Origin of the sequence: Streptomyces sp. CA-111067 (assembly GCF_050956065.1) — a bacterium.
Classification (GTDB): Bacteria; Actinomycetota; Actinomycetes; order Streptomycetales; family Streptomycetaceae; genus Actinacidiphila.
The window spans coordinates 6,687,167-6,707,228 of record NZ_CP192103.1 but is presented as its reverse complement, the minus strand read 5'-3'; the positions used below and the strand labels follow the sequence as shown (position 1 = coordinate 6,707,228).

At 71.1% G+C, this 20,062-nt stretch carries 21 protein-coding genes; 4 read left to right on the top strand and 17 right to left on the bottom strand.

What is annotated here, in order from left to right:
- Position 1 precedes the first annotated feature (1 nt).
- Positions 2 to 394 (bottom strand): SCO5389 family protein, encoded by a 393-nt coding sequence (locus ACQPW6_RS29770; RefSeq protein ID WP_433892786.1) that lies wholly within the window; start codon positions 392 to 394, stop codon positions 2 to 4.
- A gap of 272 nt (positions 395 to 666) precedes the next feature.
- On the opposite strand from ACQPW6_RS29770, the gene nucS reads away from it, so the two are divergent.
- Positions 667 to 1,326 (top strand): endonuclease NucS, encoded by a 660-nt coding sequence (gene nucS, locus ACQPW6_RS29765; protein ID WP_433892785.1) that lies wholly within the window; start codon positions 667 to 669, stop codon positions 1,324 to 1,326.
- 34 nt (positions 1,327 to 1,360) lie between these two features.
- Here the strand turns inward: nucS and ACQPW6_RS29760 are convergent, their stop codons facing one another.
- The 6 genes from ACQPW6_RS29760 to ACQPW6_RS29735 all read right to left on the bottom strand — a co-directional run bounded on the left by ACQPW6_RS29760 (position 1,361) and on the right by ACQPW6_RS29735 (position 8,769).
- Positions 1,361 to 2,536, bottom strand: a complete 1,176-nt coding sequence (locus ACQPW6_RS29760; RefSeq protein ID WP_433892784.1) for a macrolide family glycosyltransferase — start codon at positions 2,534 to 2,536, stop codon at positions 1,361 to 1,363.
- 104 nt (positions 2,537 to 2,640) lie between these two features.
- On the bottom strand, positions 2,641 to 3,381 hold the full coding sequence (locus tag ACQPW6_RS29755; RefSeq protein WP_433892783.1) for a maleylpyruvate isomerase family mycothiol-dependent enzyme: 741 nt from the start codon (positions 3,379 to 3,381) through the stop codon (positions 2,641 to 2,643).
- 43 nt (positions 3,382 to 3,424) lie between these two features.
- Positions 3,425 to 6,559 carry an ATP-binding protein gene (locus ACQPW6_RS29750; RefSeq protein WP_433892782.1) on the bottom strand — a complete coding sequence of 1,045 codons (3,135 nt, stop codon included), beginning with the start codon at positions 6,557 to 6,559 and terminating at the stop codon, positions 3,425 to 3,427.
- 185 nt (positions 6,560 to 6,744) lie between these two features.
- Entirely contained in the window at positions 6,745 to 7,044 is a 300-nt protein-coding gene (locus ACQPW6_RS29745) for an STAS domain-containing protein (protein ID WP_433892781.1), read from the bottom strand.
- A 140-nt stretch (positions 7,045 to 7,184) separates the two neighbouring features.
- Positions 7,185 to 8,033, bottom strand: a complete 849-nt coding sequence (locus ACQPW6_RS29740) for a 3-hydroxyacyl-CoA dehydrogenase family protein (protein WP_433892780.1) — start codon at positions 8,031 to 8,033, stop codon at positions 7,185 to 7,187.
- Between the two features lie 79 nt (positions 8,034 to 8,112).
- On the bottom strand, positions 8,113 to 8,769 hold the full coding sequence (locus tag ACQPW6_RS29735) for a TetR/AcrR family transcriptional regulator (RefSeq protein ID WP_433892779.1): 657 nt from the start codon (positions 8,767 to 8,769) through the stop codon (positions 8,113 to 8,115).
- A 113-nt stretch (positions 8,770 to 8,882) separates the two neighbouring features.
- Between ACQPW6_RS29735 and ACQPW6_RS29730 the strand changes: the two genes are divergently transcribed.
- The 3 genes from ACQPW6_RS29730 to ACQPW6_RS29720 all read left to right on the top strand — a co-directional run bounded on the left by ACQPW6_RS29730 (position 8,883) and on the right by ACQPW6_RS29720 (position 11,211).
- Positions 8,883 to 9,677 (top strand): ABC transporter ATP-binding protein, encoded by a 795-nt coding sequence (locus ACQPW6_RS29730; protein ID WP_433892778.1) that lies wholly within the window; start codon positions 8,883 to 8,885, stop codon positions 9,675 to 9,677.
- 168 nt (positions 9,678 to 9,845) lie between these two features.
- Positions 9,846 to 10,601 (top strand): ABC transporter permease, encoded by a 756-nt coding sequence (locus ACQPW6_RS29725; RefSeq protein ID WP_433892777.1) that lies wholly within the window; start codon positions 9,846 to 9,848, stop codon positions 10,599 to 10,601.
- Between the two features lie 37 nt (positions 10,602 to 10,638).
- Entirely contained in the window at positions 10,639 to 11,211 is a 573-nt protein-coding gene (locus ACQPW6_RS29720; RefSeq protein WP_433892776.1) for a cob(I)yrinic acid a,c-diamide adenosyltransferase, read from the top strand.
- A gap of 52 nt (positions 11,212 to 11,263) precedes the next feature.
- Here ACQPW6_RS29720 and ACQPW6_RS29715 read toward each other — a convergent pair whose 3' ends face one another.
- The 10 genes from ACQPW6_RS29715 to ACQPW6_RS29670 all read right to left on the bottom strand — a co-directional run bounded on the left by ACQPW6_RS29715 (position 11,264) and on the right by ACQPW6_RS29670 (position 19,849).
- Positions 11,264 to 11,737, bottom strand: coding sequence for a DUF2550 domain-containing protein (locus tag ACQPW6_RS29715; RefSeq protein ID WP_433892775.1), 474 nt, complete (start codon positions 11,735 to 11,737; stop codon positions 11,264 to 11,266).
- Between the two features lie 197 nt (positions 11,738 to 11,934).
- Positions 11,935 to 12,309: a F0F1 ATP synthase subunit epsilon gene (locus ACQPW6_RS29710; protein WP_433892774.1), complete on the bottom strand. Its 375-nt coding sequence runs from the start codon at positions 12,307 to 12,309 to the stop codon at positions 11,935 to 11,937.
- Positions 12,310 to 12,426: 117 nt separating this feature from the next.
- Positions 12,427 to 13,869 carry a F0F1 ATP synthase subunit beta gene (atpD, locus tag ACQPW6_RS29705; protein ID WP_433892773.1) on the bottom strand — a complete coding sequence of 481 codons (1,443 nt, stop codon included), beginning with the start codon at positions 13,867 to 13,869 and terminating at the stop codon, positions 12,427 to 12,429.
- Positions 13,870 to 13,875: 6 nt separating this feature from the next.
- Positions 13,876 to 14,805, bottom strand: a complete 930-nt coding sequence (locus ACQPW6_RS29700) for a F0F1 ATP synthase subunit gamma (RefSeq protein WP_433892772.1) — start codon at positions 14,803 to 14,805, stop codon at positions 13,876 to 13,878.
- A gap of 4 nt (positions 14,806 to 14,809) precedes the next feature.
- Entirely contained in the window at positions 14,810 to 16,381 is a 1,572-nt protein-coding gene (gene atpA, locus ACQPW6_RS29695) for a F0F1 ATP synthase subunit alpha (RefSeq protein ID WP_433892771.1), read from the bottom strand.
- A gap of 139 nt (positions 16,382 to 16,520) precedes the next feature.
- Positions 16,521 to 17,336 carry a F0F1 ATP synthase subunit delta gene (locus ACQPW6_RS29690; protein WP_433892770.1) on the bottom strand — a complete coding sequence of 272 codons (816 nt, stop codon included), beginning with the start codon at positions 17,334 to 17,336 and terminating at the stop codon, positions 16,521 to 16,523.
- Positions 17,333 to 17,890, bottom strand: a complete 558-nt coding sequence (locus tag ACQPW6_RS29685) for a F0F1 ATP synthase subunit B (protein ID WP_433892769.1) — start codon at positions 17,888 to 17,890, stop codon at positions 17,333 to 17,335. Before ACQPW6_RS29685 ends, ACQPW6_RS29690 begins: the two co-directional genes overlap by 4 nt.
- 41 nt (positions 17,891 to 17,931) lie before the next feature.
- Positions 17,932 to 18,183 carry an ATP synthase F0 subunit C gene (gene atpE, locus ACQPW6_RS29680; RefSeq protein ID WP_433892768.1) on the bottom strand — a complete coding sequence of 84 codons (252 nt, stop codon included), beginning with the start codon at positions 18,181 to 18,183 and terminating at the stop codon, positions 17,932 to 17,934.
- Positions 18,184 to 18,292: 109 nt separating this feature from the next.
- On the bottom strand, positions 18,293 to 19,108 hold the full coding sequence (gene atpB / locus ACQPW6_RS29675; protein WP_433892767.1) for a F0F1 ATP synthase subunit A: 816 nt from the start codon (positions 19,106 to 19,108) through the stop codon (positions 18,293 to 18,295).
- A gap of 285 nt (positions 19,109 to 19,393) precedes the next feature.
- Positions 19,394 to 19,849, bottom strand: a complete 456-nt coding sequence (locus ACQPW6_RS29670; RefSeq protein WP_433892766.1) for a hypothetical protein — start codon at positions 19,847 to 19,849, stop codon at positions 19,394 to 19,396.
- Positions 19,850 to 20,062: the final 213 nt, after the last annotated feature.

The window sequence follows — 20,062 nt, the reverse complement described above, 5'->3', positions numbered from 1 at the left end:
CTCAGCAGTCCCTGAACTCCGGTGACTGGTTGAGCACTTGGGACCTGACCGAGGTGAACTTGCCGTAGCTCTCGTCCACGGCGGGGGTCATCGGGAAGACCGCCACCCGGTGGCAGTTCTGGAACGCGAGCCGTACCCCGAAGTGCCGCTGCAGGGCGCCCCTGATGGCGTCGCTTGCCAGCGCGCGGAGCAGCTGACCCCGTTCCTTCTCACTCGGCGGGGGCACCTGGTTGTCGGCGAAGTTGCCGCCGTCGACCTTCAGTTGTGCCACCAGCGAGCTGATCATCTCCCATGCGTAGGGGAGGGACGTCCTGACGCAGTCGACGAACTCCTGCTCGTCAACCTCGCCCCGCTCGGCCTGTTCGAGGAGGGCCGGTGAGACGTCGAGCGACATGGGTACTCCTCTCGTGACCCCGTGCACGCACGAGGCCAGACGGATGGATGACCGGCAGCCTGGCCGGCGTGTGCCGCGCGTCGGCTGCCGAGGTTTCACCGTAGGGTCACAGGTCCGGACGCACCAGGCGCCAGCACCCACAACCGGCCATCTTTCGATAGTCGGCCGGAGTCGTACGCAAGTGGCTGCTTCCGGGCCGGTGCTGAAGCAGGGCGGGGGCGGGGCGGGGGCGAATCGCGCGGGGGGCGCCGCGTCCAGTAGCGTTGCCGACCATGCGTCTCGTCATCGCCCGCTGCTCCGTCGACTACGCGGGCCGGCTCTCCGCCCATCTCCCCTCCGCCACCCGGCTGCTGCTCGTCAAGGCGGACGGCAGCCTGTCCGTACACGCCGACGACCGGGCCTACAAGCCGCTCAACTGGATGTCACCGCCGTGCACCCTCAAGGAGGACGGCGACACCTGGACGGTGGTCAACAAGGCCGGCGAGAAGCTGATCATCACGATCGAGGAGATCCTGCACGACTCCTCGCACGAACTCGGCGTGGACCCCGGCCTGATCAAGGACGGCGTGGAGGCGCACCTCCAGGAGCTGCTGGCCGACCGGATCGAGGTGCTGGGCGAGGGCTGGAGCCTGATCCGCCGCGAATATCCCACGGCCATCGGCCCGGTGGACATCCTCTGCCGTGACGCGGCCGGCGGCACCGTGGCCATCGAGATCAAGCGCCGCGGCGACATCGACGGCGTCGAACAGCTCACCCGCTACCTGGAACTCCTCAACCGCGATCCCCATCTGGCCCCGGTCAAGGGCATGTTCGCGGCCCAGGAGATCAAGCCGCAGGCGCGCGTGCTGGCCACCGACCGGAAGATCGACTGCGTCACCCTGGACTACGACGGCCTGCGCGGCATCGAGGACGACAAGCTCCGGCTGTTCTGACGCCCCTCCCCCGGCGCCGTGGCGGCGGCCCGGCTCAGTCGAGCATCGCCTCGATGAGGTCGGCCGCCCGCGAAGTGCCGCCCTCGGCCTGCGCGTCGGCCCGCAGCCGCGCCGAGCGGGCTGCCACCTCCGGGTCGCCGACCAGCTCCTCCAGGGCCGCGCGCAGGGCGTCCGGAGTGGCGTCGGCGGTGTCGATCCGGCGGGCCACGCCCAGCTCCACCAGCCGGTCGGCGTTCATGAACTGGTCGGCGGCCTGCGGTACGGCGATCATCGGCACCCCGGCGAGGATCCCCTCACCGCAGCCGCCCATCCCGGCGTGCGTGACGAACGCGTCGGCCTGCGCGAGCACCGCCCGCTGCGGCACCCAGGAGTGCACCTCGACGTTGGACGGGATGGCGCCCAGCTCCCCCGGGTCGGTGTGCCGGCCGATCTGCAGCACGACATGCCAGCCGGGCAGGTCGCCGTAGGCCGCCAGGCACTGCCGGTAGAACTCCGGCTGCCGGGTGAAGGCCGAGCCCAGCGAGATCAGCAGCACGTCGCGGGCGTCCGCGGGCCGCGTCCAGCCGTCGGCGGCGGCCTGTACGTCGAAGCAGGGGCCGACGAACGTCATCCTGCCGGTGTCGACCTTGTCGGCGTACGGCTGCATCGCCCGGGTGATGAGCGCCAGCGCCCGCGCCGGCGGCCCGGAGAAGACGTCCACCTCCGTGGTGGTCGCCCCGCACTCGGCGAGCCAGTGCGCGAACCTCGCCCGGTAGGCGTCGGCGCCGGGCAGTTGCCGCAGATGTACGGCGACCTGCTCCTCGTAGCCCTCCCAGCCGACGAACGTGGGCGACAGCTGCATCAGCGGCCGTCCCTGCGATTCGGCGAGGGCGCGCGCCGCGTAGGCGCCGATGTCGTACAGGTAGAGGTCGGCCGGGTCGCGGTCGTACACGGCCCGTAGCTGGGGAAGCGCCTGGACGGCGTCGTCGAGGAAGAGGCCCATCGCGGCGATCGGGTCGTCCGGCCAGTTGTTGTCGGCGAACGGCAGCGTGGTCGGGCACGGGACGAGTTCGGCTCCGGTGCCCGTGATCAGGTCGGCCACCGCCGGGTCGTTGGCGTACGTCACCCGGTGGCCGCGCGCCACCAGCTCGGCGATGACGGCGAGGCTGGGCATGACGTGGCCGATGTTGGGGATGCCGACCATCGCGATGTGGGCACGGGGGCGGGACATGGAAGCTCACTCACTCTGGTCGTCACGGCGATCGGGTTCGCCTTGCATGATCGCCGCAGCGGGCGCTCGCGGGAAACCCATTTACCGGACGCGCGCGGTCCGTCTCAGTAGAGGAAGGGCGCGGCGGGCAGCGCGCTGCCGTCCTCGACGGTCAGGCCGGTGCCCGGGGAGCGGCCCATCAGCCAGGTCAGCAGGGCGCTTTCGGGGCCCTGGATCACTGGCGTGGGCTCAGTGGGCTCACTGGGCGCGGTGGTGTGACGGGTGCCGGTGTCCGTGGCGTGCAGGCGCAGCGCAAGGGCGTCGGCGCGGTGGGTGAACGAGGTGACGACCCGGGCGAGCATCGCGTGCACGAAGTCGGGCGGCCACTGGGCGGGGGTGTAGCCGGCGGCGAGATCCACGTGGTGGACCAGCACCTCGGTCAGCCGCGAGTCGGCGGCACGGGCGGCGGGCCGCTCCTGACCTGCGGTCCAGCGGACGGGCGCGGCCCAGGCCGCGGGCGTCATCCGGCGGTACTCGGCGGCGAACGCGGCGGCGCTTTCGCGCAGATCGGCCAGCAGCTCGTCGGCGGTGCGCCCGGCCCCGCTCTCGATCTCCGCGTCGCGCGCGTCGAGGCTGTCGTACTCGGCCGCTTCGACGCCGGTCCTGGCCCACGTCAGCAGCCGGCGCCCGCCGTCGGCGTTGCGGGCGAGGTGGGTGAGGACGTGCCCGCGCGACCAGTTGGGCAGCAGCGAGGGCGCCCGCACGTCGGCGCCGGTGAACCCGGCGGCCGTCAGGAGGAGTTGCCCGGTCGCGGCCTCGATCTGGCCGAGGAGGGCCGAGGGGTCGAAGTTGGGGTCGGTGGTCACGTGGGCGAGCGTACTCAGACGTTGGCACTGGGCCGCGCGGCCACTACCCGCCCGTGCTGCCGGTGGTCGAGCCCGTCGTCGTTCCGGTCGACGTACCCGTTGTCGTGCCCGTCGTCGTACCGGTCGTACCGCCGTCCGTCGTGCCGCCGTCGGTCGTACCACCATCGGTCGTACCACCATCGGTGGTGCCACCGTCGGTCGTACCCCCGTCGGTCGTACCGCCGTCAGTGGTGCCACCGTCGGTTGTACCGCCCGTGGGCGGCGTCGTGGGCGGCTTGCGCGTCGGCGTCGTCGTCGGCTTGCCCGTGCCGCCGCCCGTGGTTCCGCCCGTCGTCGGCGGGGTCGTGTGCGGGACGGTGGTCGTCGGCGTGTCCGGTGTCGGGGACGTGCTCGTGCCGCCTGTCGGCGACGGGAAGCCGACCTCGGGCGCCGTGGACGTCGTCGTCGCCGAGGTTGACGGGGACGCTGACGTCGGGGACGGGGCGCCCGTCGTCGCGGGGTCCTGGGCCGGGGAGTCGGAGTCGTCGGGGGCCGCCTGCTGGGCGGACTCGATCGGCTGGACCTGGTTCGGGCCGGACTTGCCGTCGCTGCCCGACGACGAGCCGACGGCCACGATCGTGCCCAGGATGGCCGCGAGCACCACGCCCGTGCTCACCGCGACCAGGTTGCGGCGCGAGCCGATGACCGGCAGGCGGCGGGCGGCGGTCGGCGTGCCCGCCGCGTGCTGGCCCTGGGGGCGCTTGCTGATGACGGTGAGTGGCGCGCCCGCCGCGTGCCGGCCGTGCTCGGGCAGCGGGGCCGTCGTGTCGGCCTCGGCCGGCGGGAGTTCGTACGGGCCGCCGGGCAACCCGGGCGTGCCCGCGCGGTCGTTGACCAGCGCGAGGGTGCGGCGGCCGACCAGCGTGCCGCGCCGGTCGGCGAGCGCGCCGCGCAGCGCGATGGACGCCTCCAGTTCGGCGCGCGCCCGGTCCAGGTTGCCGGTGCAGAGCGCGAGGACGCCCAACTCGTGGTGGAAGTACGCCTCTTCGGCGACCTCGCCGGACAGCCGGGCGGCCTCCTGGCCGACCCGCAGGGTCCGTTCCCAGGCGCCCCAGGCGAGGGCCGCGGCGAAGACGGGCGCCACCGTGCGGGCGAGCAGGACGGCCGCGCTGGCGTGCCCGCCGTCGCGGCACGCGGTCATCGCGGCGATGATCGCCTCGGACTCGGCGGCGGCGCGCTGCGGGGTGACCGACGGGTGGCCGGTCCACCAGGCGTAGTGCAGGGCGGCGGTGTGCGCCTGCACCTCGGAGAGTTCGCCCTCGGACGCCAGCGGTCCCGCCATCTGCTGGACGACGCCGGCGGCGAGCCGGAAGTGTGCGGCGACCGGGACGGCCAGGCCGACGGAGGTGAGTTCGCCCAGGGCCGCGTCGCCGTGGGTGTCACCGACGAGGGCAGGCAGATGCGCGGGGTGCGGGCACTCGCCGTCCAGCGCCACGGCGAAGGCGAGGGCCTCGCGGGCCGACTCAGAGAGCCGGGAGGCGAGCAGGTCGGCGGGGGCGGCGCTCTCGGCGAGCGAGGGCAGCGGCACGGCGGAGGCGGGCAGCCGCTCGGCGGTCGGCGGCGGTATGGCGACGGCGCCGGGTCCGACGCCCGGTCCCGTGCTGCGCCCGGGTATCGGCAGCGGCACGATCCCCGCGCCCGGCAGGGCCGCGTCGGGTCCGTTCTCGGTGTCCTCACCGGTTTCGGGCAGGTCGAAGCCGGTGAGGTCGGGTATCTCGTCGGCGGCCGACGCGGGCGAGCCGTTCTCCCACACCGAGTCGTCCCAGTCGGCCTCGGCGGGCTCGACCGGCTGGCGCAGCGTGTCCCGCTGCCGGAGCAGCGCGCCGGCCTGCACGAACCGCAGCGGCAGCCCCTCGGACTCGAACCAGAGGTCGGCCGCCCACGCGGTCTCGTCCTCCTCCAGCCGCCGCCCGGCGACCAGTTGGAGCAGGTCGAGGCAGGCGACGCGGGTGAGTCCCGACAGGAACACCTCGTCGATCATCGAGTCGGTGGCGGGCGCGCCGACGTCCGGAGTGGCGGACATCAGGAACGCGCACTCGGGGGCGGCCGACAGCAGCTCTTCGAGCCCCGAGCCGCCGAACTCCAGGTCGTCGATCACGACGACGGCGCCGACGTTGTGCAGCAGGCCGGGCAGTTCCTCCCGGCCGGGGCGGTAGCCCTCGCCGGCGTAGACGGTGCTGTAGAGGTCGTGCATCAGGTCGGCCGGGGTGCGCCGGTAGCCGGTGAGCCACAGCACGCCGTCCGGCGCGAGGTCGCCGCAGGCGTTGGCGACGGATTCCAGCAGCGCGGTGCGGCCGGCGCCCGAGGGTCCGGTGACCCGGATCGAACGGCCGCGGGCGAGCAGCCGGATCAGCCGCTCGCGCTCCTCGTCCCGTTCGAGCAGCGGCAGTTCGGGGGCGGGCGGCCCGGGCGGCGGGGTGGGGCGGGCGGCGGCGCTGTGCGCCATCCGCTCGTCGCGGGTGCGGCGGACCGGGGTGACGCGCTCCTCGGGCGGGCAGTCGGTGACCTCGGTGCCGTCCACCGGGTTGACGGTGAGCAGGAACTCGGGGGTGACCACCCGCCGGACGTGCGCGTTGCCGCCGCTGGTGCCGCCGGGCTCCGCCGCGGTGAGCGCCAGCGGGTCGCGGGACGAGCGCGGGATGCGGGCGAGCTGCGCGGTGCTGTCGAAGGAGTTCACCGGTTCGAGCGAGGAGGCGGCGCCGGCCGAGGACGGCACGCCGAAGGGGGTGACGGTGCCCATCGGGACCGGGAAGTTGTCGCTGGGCGGCTCCGGCGCCGGCGTCGGGCCCGGGCCCTGCGCGCCGGAGGCCGGCACCGAGCGCAGACCCGGCGGCTTGGCGAAGGCGTCGGTGGCGGCGAACGCGTCGAAGGCGGTGTAGGCGTCCCGGCCGGCGTCGTCGTCCGCCTGGTCGTCCGGGGCGCCGCCGAAGCCGGACTCGGCCACGTCGGCGGCGGTGAAGTCACCGGGCACCGCGAACTGGCGGCCCGCGCCGAAGTCGTCCACACCGTCGAAACCGGTCGCCGGGTCGAAGGTCTCCGGCGCCGGGAAGCCCTGACCGGCGGCCGACGGCCCGGACGCCGGGATCCTCTTGGGCAGGGGTGCGGGACGCTCGCCCGGTTCGCCGTTGTGGTGGTCCATGTCTTACGCCCCCCAGAGGTGCGTCACGTACGGGGGCCTGGTCGGACCGCCGTACGACTGCGTACGGGCCGGCCCGCTTCCCCTTCTCCGGCGTACGGGGTGGCACGCCTCCTGGCAGATCTTTGCCAAACTCTAAAGGCTCGCACAGTATCCATGAAGGGCAGGGCCACAGGGCCGCCCTTACGTCACCTTTCGGCCTCGATCGCGAGGATCCGGTGCAGCCGGGTGGCCACCAGCAGCCGCTGCATCTGCGGCGGCACCCCGCGCAGCACCAGCCGCCGGTTGGCCCGGCCGGCCCTGCGGTGCGCGCCCATGATGACGCCGAGCCCGGTGGCGTCCCAGGAGTCGAGTTCGGTCAGGTCGAGCACGAGGTCGCCACAGCCGGAGTCCACCGCGATGTGCAGGGCCGTACGGGCGTCCGCCGCGCTGCGGACGTCGAGGCGGCCCCCGACGACCATCTCGGCGTGGTCGCCCCTGATGTGCATACGTCGCTCCCCGGGCAGCTACGGCGTGGCTGGATAGTGCTGTCTCATCGATGTCTTCACACAACTGACGGTCTGTCGCAAAGAGAAGTTGCCGTCTGTGAGCGAACCGATACCGAATTCACTCCTGCGGGTGACGTCGGTTAGTACGGGTAGAACCCCTGACCGGACTTGCGGCCCAGGTCACCGGCGTCCACCATGCGCCGCATGAGCTCCGGCGGGGCGAACTTCTCGTCCTGCGACTCGGTGTAGATGTTGCCGGTGGCGTGCAGCAGGATGTCGACGCCGGTCAGGTCGGCGGTGGCCAGCGGGCCCATCGCGTGGCCGAAGCCGAGCTTGCAGGCGGTGTCGATGTCCTCGGCCGAGGCCACGCCCGACTCGTAGAGCTTGACCGCCTCCACGACCAGCGCGGAGATCAGCCGGGTGGTGACGAAGCCGGCCACGTCCCGGTTGACGACCACGCAGGTCTTGCCGACGCCCTCGGCGAACTCCCGCGCGCGGGCCAGCGTGTCGTCGCTGGTCTTGTAGCCGCGGACGAGCTCGCACAGCTGCATCATCGGCACCGGCGAGAAGAAGTGCGTGCCGACCACCCGCTCGGGGTGCGCGGTGGCCGCGGCGATCTTGGTGATCGGGATGGCGGAGGTGTTGGAGGCCAGCACGGTGTCGGCCGGCACGATGCCGTCGAGCGCCTTGAAGATCTCCTGCTTGACGTCGATCCGCTCGAAGGCCGCCTCCACCACGAGGTCGGCCCCGGCCACGGCGTCGAGGTCGGTGGTGGTGCTGATCCGGTCGAGCGCGGCGGCCGCGTCCTGCTCCGAGAGCTTGCCCTTGGCGACGAACTTCGCGTAGGACGCCCGGATGCCGTCGGTACCGCGGCGCAGCGCCTCGTCCGTGACATCCCGCAGGATCACCTCGTAGCCGGCCTGCGCCGACACCTGCGCGATGCCGGAGCCCATCAGTCCGGCTCCGATGACGGCGAGCTTCTTCGCCACGGCACACACCTCTCCATTGGGGTATCTGGCCGGACCCTAGCGCCCGTTCAGGCCCGCGCGCAGCAGGAAGTAAGGCGCGTCACCCTGTGTCCTTGGTCGCATAGTTGAGCACCGGAGGGCTCAGCAGCCCTTCCATGGCGTCGACTTTGGCCCGCGCGGCTCGGGCGGCGGCGGCCGGGTCGTCCTCGGCGACCATCGCCCGGCCGATGGAGTTCATCACGGTGTTCTGGATCCAGGCGATCTGGCCGGCGACCAGCTCGGGCATCGGGTCGTCGGCCGCGGCACCGGTCTCCGCGTACAGCGTCCGCGCGACCCGGTCCTGCGCCTGCTGCTGCATCCGCCACAGCCGGGCGCTCAGCGACGGGCTGGCGTGGCAGACCCGCATGAAGCGGGAGAAGCCGGAGACCAGGCCGAGCGCGGGTGACACGGCGTCGAGTTCGGTGCGCATCGAGCGCAGCACCGCGGCGACGGCCGATTCGCCGGGGGCGCGGTTCCTGATCACGCCCGCCAGCCGGTCCACCACGTCCTCCCCCCGGTCGAAGAAGAGGTCGGCCTTGTCGGGGAAGTAGTTGTAGACGGTGTTGACCGAGACGTCGGCCGCCTCGGCGATCTGGGCCATCGTCACGTCCTCGAAGCCGCGCTCCAGGATCAGCCCGGTGGCGACGTCGGAGATGAACTGCTTCGTCTGCCGCTTCTTGCGCTCCCGCAGCCCCTCGCCGGGCACCGTGCCGTCCATGGCTGCACTCTATCGACCGTGGGCAGGTAGCGACTTTGTGGACATGTAGATTCTGGATCGATAGAAATTTTGGTGTGGTTGCAATTTTTCTACGGCTCTGATTTTCTGGGGCCATGACCGCACCCGTGCTCACCGCCACCGGGCTCGCCCGGACGTTCCAGACCAAGCGGGGGCCCGTCGAGGCCGTCCGCGGGATCGATCTCGCGGTCCCGGCCGGCGAGATCCTCGGCTTCCTCGGCCCCAACGGCGCCGGCAAGACCACCACGCTGCGGATGCTGACCACGCTGCTGCCGCCCACCGGCGGCAGCGCGACGATCGCCGGCTGCGACCTGGCGGCCGACCCGGCCGGCGTACGGGCCCTGATCGGGTACGTCGCCCAGTCCGGCGGCACCGCCCCCGGCGTGTCGGTCCGGGAGGAGCTGGTCACGCAGGGCCGGCTGTACCGGCTGCCCCGGGCACGGGCCCGCGAGCGGGCCGCCGAGGTCGCGGCGGAGCTCGGGCTGACCGGGCTGCTCGACCGGCGGACCGGCGCGGTGTCCGGCGGCCAGCGCCGCCGGCTGGACATCGCGATGGGCCTGCTGCACCGCCCGCGGATCCTCTTCCTCGACGAACCGACCACCGGCCTGGACCCCGGCAGCCGGGCCGACCTGTGGGACCTGATCCGCGCCCTGCGCGACCGGCACGGCATGACCGTCTTCCTCACCACGCACTACCTGGACGAGGCGGACGCGCTCGCGGACCGGCTGATCGTCGTCGACGACGGCCGGGTGGCCGCGGTGGGCGCGCCGCGCGAGCTCAAGGAGCGCTACGCGGGCTCGCCGGACGCCGGCCTCCAGGAGGCGTTCCTGGCGATCACCGGGCGGGTCGCGGCGCCGGAATCGCAGGCCGGGCCGCCGGTGGCGGTGTGACCGGCAGCCAGGCCCGCTTCCCCGGCGGGCCCGCCCCGCTCCCCCGGCAACCCTCCGCACTCCACCCGGCGGCCCGCCCGACTCCCCCGGCAGCATCCGCCGGCTCCGCGCCGGCCGATCCCGGTCGGCCCGCCGCGATCAGTCCGCCCCGATCAGGAAGTCACCCCGATGCCCCCGCTGCTCTCCGACACCGCTCTCGTCTTCGGCCGCTACTTCCGCCAGGTGGTCGGCTCGTGGATGGCCCTGATGTTCGGCCTGATGATGCCGCTGCTGTACCTGGTCTTCTTCGGGCCGCTGCTGCACAACGTGCCGCTGGGCGGCGGCGCCAGTTCGTGGCAGGTGCTCGTGCCCGGGCTGATGGTCCAACTCGGCCTGTTCAGCGCCGCGTTCGCCGGCTTCGAGATCCTGATCGAGAAGCAGCACGGGGTCGTGGAGCGGATGCGGGTCACCCCGGTCAGCCGACTGGCGCTGCTGCTCGGCCGGGTGCTCAAGGACGCCGTGCAGCTCGGCGTGCAGTCGCTGATCCTGGTGCTGGCCGGGTTCGGCCTCGGGCTGCGCGCGCCGGTACTCGGCATCGTGATCGGCTTCGCCTTCGTCGGCGTGCTGGCCGTGTCCATCGCGTCGCTGTCCTACGCGCTCGCCATGCGGGTCTCCTCGGCACAGGAGTTCGCGCCGGCCGTCAACGCGGTCAACATGCCGGCGATGCTGCTGTCCGGGCTGCTGCTGCCGATGGCGCTCGCCCCCGGCTGGCTGGACACCGTGTCGCGCTTCGTGCCGTTCCGCTATGTCGTCGACGCCATCAGGGCCGCCTTCACCGGCCACTACGGCGGCAGCACGATGCTCTACGGCGGCCTGATGAGCGCCGGCCTCGCACTGGTCGCCGTGACGGTCGGCACCCGGGTGTTCACCCGGGCCGGTGCCTGACCGGCCCGGCACCGGGGCGTGTCCTAGGCTCGACGGCATGGTCAACCTCACCCGCATCTACACCCGTACCGGCGACGACGGCACCACCGCGCTCGGCGACATGAGCCGTACCGCGAAGACCGACTCCCGGATCGCCGCCTACGCCGACGCCAACGAGGCCAACGCCGTCCTCGGGGTGGCGCTCGCCCTCGGTGAGCTGCCGGAGGAGGTCGTCACCGTGCTGGTCCGCGTGCAGAACGACCTCTTCGACGTCGGCGCGGACCTCGCCACCCCCGTCGTGCCGGACCCCAAGTACCCGCCGCTGCGCGTCGAGCAGACGTACGTGGACCGGCTGGAGGAGGAGTGCGACCGGTTCCTGGCGGAACTGGAGAAGCTGCGCAGCTTCATCCTGCCCGGCGGCACGGCGGGGGCCGCCCTGCTGCACCAGGCGTGTACGGTCGTGCGCCGCGCCGAGCGCTCCACCTGGGCGGCGCTCGAGGAGCACGCGGAGACGATGAACCCGCTCACCGCGACCTACCTCAACCGGCTCTCGGACCTGCTGTTCATCCTGGCCCGTACCGCCAACAAGGCGCGTGGCGACGTGCTGTGGGTGCCCGGCGAGAACCGCTGAGAAGACGCTGCGGGACGCGTGAAGACGCGCCCCAGGAGGCCGAGAAGCCCGGTCAGGCCACGTTCACCCGCTGGCCGGGCGGTGCCGCCTCCAGCCAGGCCAGGAAGCCGGTCAGCGCGTCGTCGCTCATCGCCAGCTCCAGCTGCATGCCGCGGTGCGCGCAGGACAGGATCACCGCGTCGGAGAGCAGCGCCAGCTCCTCCTGGCCGCGCGGCTCCCGGCGGCCCAGCACCTCGATGGCCGGCCGGTCCAGGACCCTGCGCGGGCGCGGTGAGTAGCTGAAGACCCGGAACCACTCCACCCGGTCGCCGCTGTAGCGGGCGACCCCGTAGACCCAGCCCTTGCCGCTGGGGACGGTGCCGCCGGCCAGTGCGGCCTGCTCGGTGCCCTCGGGGGGCGCGAGCCGCAGGCTGCAGTCGAAGGTGCCGCCGGGCCGCTGGATCAGCCGCCGGCGCAGCCCGAAGACGAACAGCCCGAGCAGCGCCGCCGCGATGACCGAGCCGCCCACCTGAAAAGCGAGGATCACGCTCACCGACCTCCTCGCCTCGGAATGGTGGCCGCCCTGTGCCGGAGCGCCCTTGCTGTGCCGGAGCCGCGGACCGCCCGGTGGGGGCAGTCCGCGGCACCATGGTCCTGCGGTGACACCTGGTCTTGCGTTGTGGTCCTGCGTTGTCCTGCCCGCTGCCGCCTTTACGCGTGATACGCGGCCGGGGCCCGGTTGGTTCAGTGCGCGCCCGTCGCCGCCGCCAGCCGGACCTCGGCGCGCCGCTCGGCGCCCGCGTCGGTCTCGCCCTTGGAGCGCTCCAGGGCCCGCTCCGCCCGCGCCACGTCGATCTCCTCCGCCAGTTCGGCGATCTCGGCGAGAATCGACAGCTTGTTGTGCGCGAAGGAGAGGAACCCGCCGTGCACGGCGGCCACCACGGTGCCGCCGTCGGCGGTGCGGATGGTCACCGGGCCTGACTGCAGCACCCCGAGCACCGGCTCGTGGTTGGCCATCAGGCCGATGTCACCCGACATGGTGCGGGCGACGACCAGGGTGGCCTCGCCGGACCAGACACTGCGGTCCGCGGCGACCAGCTCGACGTGAAGATCGGCCAAGACGGCTCCTCGGGTTGGCGCCCACCGCCTGCGGCGGACGCGTAAGACAAAGAATAGGGGGTGCGAGAGGGGGGCAGGTACGCCCGCCCCCCTCTCGCGTGTGCCAGGAGTCCCGGGTCAGTTGACGCCGAGCTTGGCAGCGTTGGCCTTCAGGTCGTCCAGCCCACCGCACAGGAAGAACGCCTGCTCGGGGAAGTGGTCGAACTCACCGTCGGCGATCGCGTTGAACGCCGCGACGGACTCGTCCAGCGACACGTCCGAGCCGTCGACACCGGTGAACTGCTTCGCCGCGTGGGTGTTCTGCGACAGGAAGCGCTCGATCCGGCGGGCCCGGGAGACGGTGAGCTTGTCCTCCTCGCCGAGCTCGTCGATGCCGAGGATGGAGATGATGTCCTGGAGGTCCTTGTACTTCTGCAGGATGCCCTTGACCCGCATCGCGCAGTCGTAGTGGTCCTGCGCGATGTAGCGCGGGTCCAGGATCCGGGAGGTGGAGTCCAGCGGGTCCACCGCGGGGTAGATGCCCTTCTCCGAGATCGGCCGCGAGAGCACGGTCGTCGCGTCGAGGTGGGCGAAGGTGGTGGCCGGCGCCGGGTCGGTCAGGTCGTCCGCGGGGACGTAGATCGCCTGCATCGAGGTGATCGAGTGACCGCGGGTCGAGGTGATCCGCTCCTGCAGCTGGCCCATCTCGTCGGCCAGGTTCGGCTGGTAGCCCACCGCGGACGGCATGCGGCCGAGCAGCGTGGAGACCTCGGAGCCCGCCTGGGTGAACCGGAAGATGTTGTCGATGAAGAACAGCACGTCCTGGCCCTGCACATCGCGGAAGTACTCCGCCATGGTCAGACCGGCCAGCGCCACCCGCAGCCGGGTGCCCGGCGGCTCGTCCATCTGGCCGAAGACCAGCGCGGTCTGCGGCAGCACGCCGGACTCGGCCATCTCCTCGATCAGGTCGTTGCCCTCACGGGTGCGCTCGCCGACGCCGGCGAACACCGAGACGCCCTCGTGCAGCTTGGCCACACGGACGATCATCTCCTGGATGAGCACGGTCTTGCCGACGCCCGCGCCGCCGAACAGGCCGATCTTGCCGCCCTTGACGTACGGGGTCAGCAGGTCGACGACCTTCAGGCCGGTCTCGAACATCTCGGTCTTGGACTCGAGCTGGTCGAAGGCCGGGGCCTTGCGGTGGATCGGCCAGCGCTCGGTGACCTGGGCCTCGGCCTCGTCGTCGTTGAGGATCTTGCCGAGGGTGTTGAACACCCGTCCCTTGGTGACGTCGCCGACCGGCACCGTGATGCCCTCGCCGGTGTCGGTCACCGGGGACTGGCGTACCAGGCCGTCGGTGGGCTGCATCGAGATGGCGCGGACCAGGCCGTCGCCCAGGTGCTGCGCGACCTCCAGGGTCAGCACCTTGTTCTCGCCGCCCTGCGCCGGGTCGGCGACATCGACGTGCAGTGCGTTGTAGATCTCCGGCATCGCGTCGACGGGGAACTCCACGTCAACGACCGGGCCGATGACCCGGGCGACGCGGCCGGTAGCCGTGGCCGTTTCAGCAGTGGTGGTCATAGTGGTCTAGTCACTCCCCGCGCTCGCGTCGGCGAGGGCGCTCGCGCCACCGACGATCTCGCTGATTTCCTGGGTGATGTCGGCCTGTCGGGCCGCATTGGCAAGCCGCGTGAGCGACTTGATGAGGTCTTCCGCGTTGTCGGTCGCGGACTTCATCGCCCGCCGCCTGGCCGCGTGCTCGGAAGCGGCGGCCTGGAGCAGGGCGTTGTAGATCCGGCTCTCGACGTACCGCGGCAGCAGCGCGTCCAGCACGCCCTCGGGGGACGGCTCGAACTCGTACTGCGACCGGGGCTCGCCCTTGGCCGGCTGCTCGCCGCCGGCCTCCTGGATCTCCTTGTCGTCCAGCGCGAGCGGCAGCAGCCGCTTGGCGACCGGCACCTGCGTCATCATCGAGTGGAACTCGGTGAAGACGATGTGCAGCTCGTCCACGCCGCCCTCGGCGGTGTCCTGGACGACCGACTCGATCAGCGGCGCCGCGGCGCGCTTGGCGTCGGCGTACTGCGGGCTGTCGCTGAAGCCGGTCCACGACTCGGCGACCGCACGCTCACGGAAGTTGTAGTACGCCACCGCCTTGCGGCCGATCAGGTAGGAGACGACCTCCTTGCCCTCCGAGCGAAGCCGCTCGACGAGCCGGTCGGCTGCCTTGATCGCGTTGGACGAGTAGCCGCCCGCGAGCCCGCGGTCGCTCGTGATGAGCAGGACCGCGGCGCGGGTCGGGCTGTCGGCCTCCGTGGTCAGCGGGTGCTTGGTGTTGGATCCTGTGGCCACCGCCGTGACCGCGCGGGTCAGCTCGTCGGCGTACGGGGACGAGGCCGTCACCTGCCGCTGCGCCTTGATGATCCGCGAGGCGGCGATCATCTCCATCGCCTTGGTGATCTTCTTGGTGGCGGTGACGGACTTGATCCGGCGCTTGTAAACCCGAATCTGTGCGCCCATACGATCAGCCCTCGACCAGCAGCGAGCCCGCGGACGTCTCGAACTGCTTCTTGAAGGAGTCCACGGCCTCGGTCAGCACCTGGACGGTGTCGTCCTCCAGCTTGCCGGTCTCGATGATCGCGGTGAGCAGCGACTTGTGCTCGCGGTGCAGGTAGGCCAGCAGCTCGCGCTCGAAGCGGCGGATGTCCTCCACCGGTACGTCGTCCAGCTTGCCGGTGGTGCCGGCCCAGATGGAGACGACCTGGTCCTCGATCGCGAAGGGCGCGTACTGGCCCTGCTTGAGCAGCTCCACCATCCGGCGGCCGCGCTCCAGCTGCGCCTTGGAGGCCGCGTCCAGGTCGGAGCCGAAGGCGGCGAACGCCTCCAGCTCGCGGAACTGGGCGAGGTCCACGCGCAGTCGGCCGGCCACGCTGCGCATCGCCCTGATCTGCGCGGAGCCGCCGACCCGGGAGACCGAGATACCGACGTTCAGCGCGGGGCGCTGACCGGCGTTGAACAGGTCCGACTCCAGGAAGCACTGGCCGTCGGTGATGGAGATGACGTTGGTCGGGATGAACGCCGACACGTCGTTGGCCTTGGTCTCCACGATCGGCAGCCCGGTCATGGAGCCGGCGCCCAGGTCGTCGGAGAGCTTCGCGCAGCGCTCCAGCAGCCGGGAGTGCAGGTAGAAGACGTCACCGGGGTACGCCTCGCGCCCCGGCGGGCGGCGCAGCAGCAGCGAGACGGCGCGGTAGGCGTCGGCCTGCTTGGACAGGTCGTCGAAGACGATCAGTACGTGCTTGCCCTGGTACATCCAGTGCTGGCCGATGGCCGAGCCGGTGTACGGGGCCAGGTACTTGAAGCCGGCCGGGTCGGACGCCGGGGCGGCGACGATCGTGGTGTACTCCAGCGCGCCGGCCTCCTCCAGCGCGGCGCGCACGCCGGCGATGGTGGAGCCCTTCTGGCCGATGGCGACGTAGATGCAGCGGACCTGCTTCTTCGGGTCGCCGGAGCGCCAGTTGTCACGCTGGTTGATGATCGTGTCGATCGCCAGGGCCGACTTGCCGGTCTGCCGGTCGCCGATGATCAGCTGGCGCTGGCCGCGGCCGATCGGGGTCATCGCGTCCACGGCCTTGAGGCCGGTCTGCATCGGCTCGTGCACGGACTTGCGCTGCATGACCGTGGGGGCCTGGAGTTCCAGGGCCCGGCGACCGTCGGTCTCGATCTCGCCGAGTCCGTCGATCGGGGCGCCCAGCGGGTCCACCACGCGGCCGAGGTAGCCCTCGCCGACCGGGACGGAGAGCACCTCGCCGGTGCGCTCGACCGGCTGGCCCTCCTCGATTCCGTCGAACTCGCCGAGGACGATCGCGCCGATCTCGCGCTCCTCGAGGTTGAGCGCGAGGCCGAGGGTGCCGTCCTCAAACCTCAGCAGCTCGCTCGCCATGGCCGAGGGCAGTCCCTCGACCTTGGCGATGCCGTCTCCGGCCACGCTGACCGTGCCGACCTCCTCGCGCGAGGCGGCGTCCGGCTGGTACGACTGGACAAACGTCTCCAGTGCGTCCCGGATCTCCTCCGGCCGGATCGTGAGCTCCGCCATCTGGGTTCCCTGCTCTCCTTGTTGGGCCCGAATTCTGGGGGTCTGGGGGGCTCCCCCCAGGGGGTCACTGTCGGCCCGACTCGGGCCGTCTTACTGCTTGCTGCCTGCTGCTGTGTCGCTTGTCGGGGTCGGCCGGCGGTCAGCCGGCCATGCGCCGCGCCGCCTCTTCGAGCCGGTCGGCGATGGAGCCGTTGATGACCTCGTCACCGACCCGGACCCGCACTCCGCCGATGATCGCGGGGTCCACGTCCAGGTTGAGGTGCACGCGCCGACCGTAGATCTTGGCCAGTGCGGCGCCGAGCCGCTCCTTCTGCCGGTCACTGAGCGGAACCGCGGAGACGACTTCTGCGACCATCCGGTCCCGGCGGGCGGCTGCCAGCCTGGACAGGGATTCGATCCCGTGTTCAAGGCTACGTCCTCGCGGCGCGGTGACCAGCCTGGTCACCAGCCGTTCGGTGACCGGATTGACCCGGCCGCCGAGCAGCGTGTGCAGCAGCGTGGACTTGGCCGTGTCGCCGGCCACCCGGTCCCTGAGCGCACCGCGCAGTTCGGGGCTGCCGGTGGCGATCCGGCCGAAGCGGAACAGCTCGTCCTCGACGTCGTCCAGCGCGCCGGCCCGCTGGGCGGCGATCAGGTCGGCGCTGTCGGCCAGCTCCTCCACGGAGTCCACCAGGTCGCGGGACCGCGACCAGCGGCCCCTGACCATGCCGCTGACCAGGTCGAGGCTGTCAGCGCCGAGCTGGCCGCCGAGCAGCCTGCGCAGCAGCTCCGCCTTGGCCTCGCCGGACTGCGCCGGGTCGGTCAGGGCGCGGCGCAGCGTTCCCTCACGGTGCAGCAGCGCCGTGACGGACGCCAGCTCGTCGGCGAGCTTCGTCGCGTCGACCGAAGCGTTGTCGGTCAGCGCGTCGAGCCGCTCGCGGGCGGCGGCCAGTGCGTCCCGGGAGGCGCCGTTCACCGGGCCGCCTCAGCGGAGGACGCCGAGTCGGCGGACTCGTCGAGCCCGTCGAGGAAGCGGTCGATGGTGCGGGACTGCCGGGCGTTGTCCTCAAGGGACTCGCCGACCAGCTTGCCGGCCAGGTCGGTGGCGATCCGGCCGACCTCCTGCCGCAGCGTGACCGTCACCTGGCGGCGGTCGGCCTCGATCTGCGAGTGGCCGGAGGCGATGATGGACTCGCGCTGCCGCTGCCCCTCCTCGCGCATCTCCGCGATGATCTGCGCGCCGGCCTCGCGGGCCTGCTCGGTGATCCGGGCCGCCTCGTGGCGGGCGTCGGCGAGCTGGGCCTTGTACTCCTCAAGGGTGCGGTTGGCCTCGGCCTGCGCCTTCTCCGCCCGCTCCAGGCCACCCTCGATCGCGTCGTGCCGCTCCTCCAGGGTCTTCTGGATGTTCGGCAGGAGCTTCTTTCCGAGAAGGCCGAAGACGATGAAGAAGCAGAGCAGACCGACAATCAGTTCCGCGGTATCGGGGATGAGCGGGTTCTGCGCCCCCTCTTCCGCGAGGAACATCATCATGTCTGAACCTTTCGTCGAGTGTGGCTGCTGGTGTGCCTAGTTCACTTCTGGAAGATGAAGGGAACGACAAGGCCGAGCAGCGCAAGCACCTCGCAGAGAGCGAAGCCGAGGAACATGTTGGTGCGGATGATCGGCATGGCCTCGGGCTGGCGGGCCATGGCCTCGATCGAGTGGCCGAAGACCAGACCGATACCCACACCGGGGCCGATGGCGGCGAGGCCGTAGGCGATGGCGCCCAGGCGGCCCGCGACGGTGGTGGAGGCGGCAGCAAGGTTGATGAGCTCGGCAGACATTTCCCTGTCTTCCTTTGTGGTGCGGTCCGCTGGGGTGCTTCCCAGAGGAGGTTCGGGTGGGATCGGGCGATCGGAACGCGGAGAGTGGTGACCATGACCGCGGCGGCGGTCAGTGGCCCTCTTCGAGCGCTCCGCTGATGTAGATCGAGGCGAGCAGCGTGAAGATGTACGCCTGCAGGAACTGGATCAGGATCTCGAAGGCGGTCATGCCGGCTGCCAGCACGAACGATCCGGCCGAGACGGCGGTCAGGATCGTGGGCGTCAGCAGGTACCAGGTCGCCACGCTGAACATCACGATCAGCATGTGGCCGGCGAACATGTTGGCCCACAGCCGGACCGCCAGCGTGAACGGGCGGGTGATCACGTTCTGGATGAACTCCAGCAGCACGATCAGCGGGACCAGCGGCTTGGGCAGCCCCTCGATCCACACCAGGTTCTTGACGCCACCGCGGAAGCCGTGGGTCTTGAACGTCAGGTACATGTACGTGATGAAGACCAGCGCGGCCAGCGCGACCGGGAACGCGAACCGCGCCATGGCGGGGAACTGCGCGAACGGGACGATCGACATCACGTTCATGATCCACACGAAGAAGAAGATCGACGTGAGGAAGGGGACGTACTTGTCGCCCTTCTTGCCGATCACCTCGCGGGCGATGCTGCGGGCGACGAAGTTGTAGCCGATCTCGCCGACCAGCTGCATCTTGCCGGGCACCAGCTTGGGCTTGTTGAACGCCGCCCAGAAGAAGCCCACGACCAGCAGCATGCAGATCATGGCCAGCAGCATGGGCTTGGTGAAGTCGAAGCTGCCGACGCTGAAGATCGGCTTGAAGTCGAACGAGTGCAGGCCCGGGGCGGGAAACGCGCAATCCGCCTTGATGTGGCATCCGCTCTCAGCGAGCAGCGTGTGGGGCGTGTGGGCACTCACCCGTGACTCCTTCGTCGTGACGCATAAGTAACGGCAACCTTGTGTGTCAGCGCGGCTGGTGGGGCCGCTGTTCGGCACTGCGAACGAGGCGTGGCGAAGTCATCACCGTTCGCTGGGAGCCTGCATCGAAGACCGGGCATCCGGGCACCGTGCCACAGCCGCGGCCTCGGTTCCGAGTACACCGATGGGCGTGGGGGCAGCACCCTCCTCATGCCCGAGGGGCCTCCACGTCCTGATGCGATTCCGGACGATAGCAGATCGGTTTGACGCCTCTTTACCCGCCCCTTAGGTGGCATCGGAGGTCCCAGATTTCACCGGGGCCGCCTTCTCACCTGCTGGCACGGACGGTTCGGGATTCACGTAGAGCATCCGTGCTGTGAGGCTGTGGCGCACCTGACCACCCACCCATGACAGCGCGGTGAACAGCAGGGTGAGGGCGAAGGCCCGGCCGCTGAACAGTGAGGTGTCCTTGAAGACGACGATGAAGACGCCGATCAGCAGGATCTGCACGGTGTAGATCAGCATCCCCGCCGACATGGCCACCTGGGGCTTGTCCTGGGTGATGCGCATCAGCGCCCACGAGCCGAGTCCGAAGAACACCGCCACCACGGCCAGCGCCACCAGACCGCCGACCAGGCCCTTTTCGCCTGCGACGATCGCACTGACCAGGGTGGCGACGACTCCGACCGGGGCTGCGATCATCGCGGCCCCGCGCAGAATCCGGGCGTCGTTGTGCTCCATGGGGACGGCTCCTCCGGCGGGAGTTGGGGGAACGGTGGTCGTCGGAGACGAGCGTAGTCAGGGTTGAGGATGTGCCCTCGCGCCGTCCGGCCGCTCCTGCGGTCTAACGGCTTGATCCCTGCTTTCGTGAACGGTATCACAAAGTATTTGATCCGGTCTTTACCATGCACGTGTGCCGCCTGTCACATAAGCGTGATGGCGACACGCCGTCCA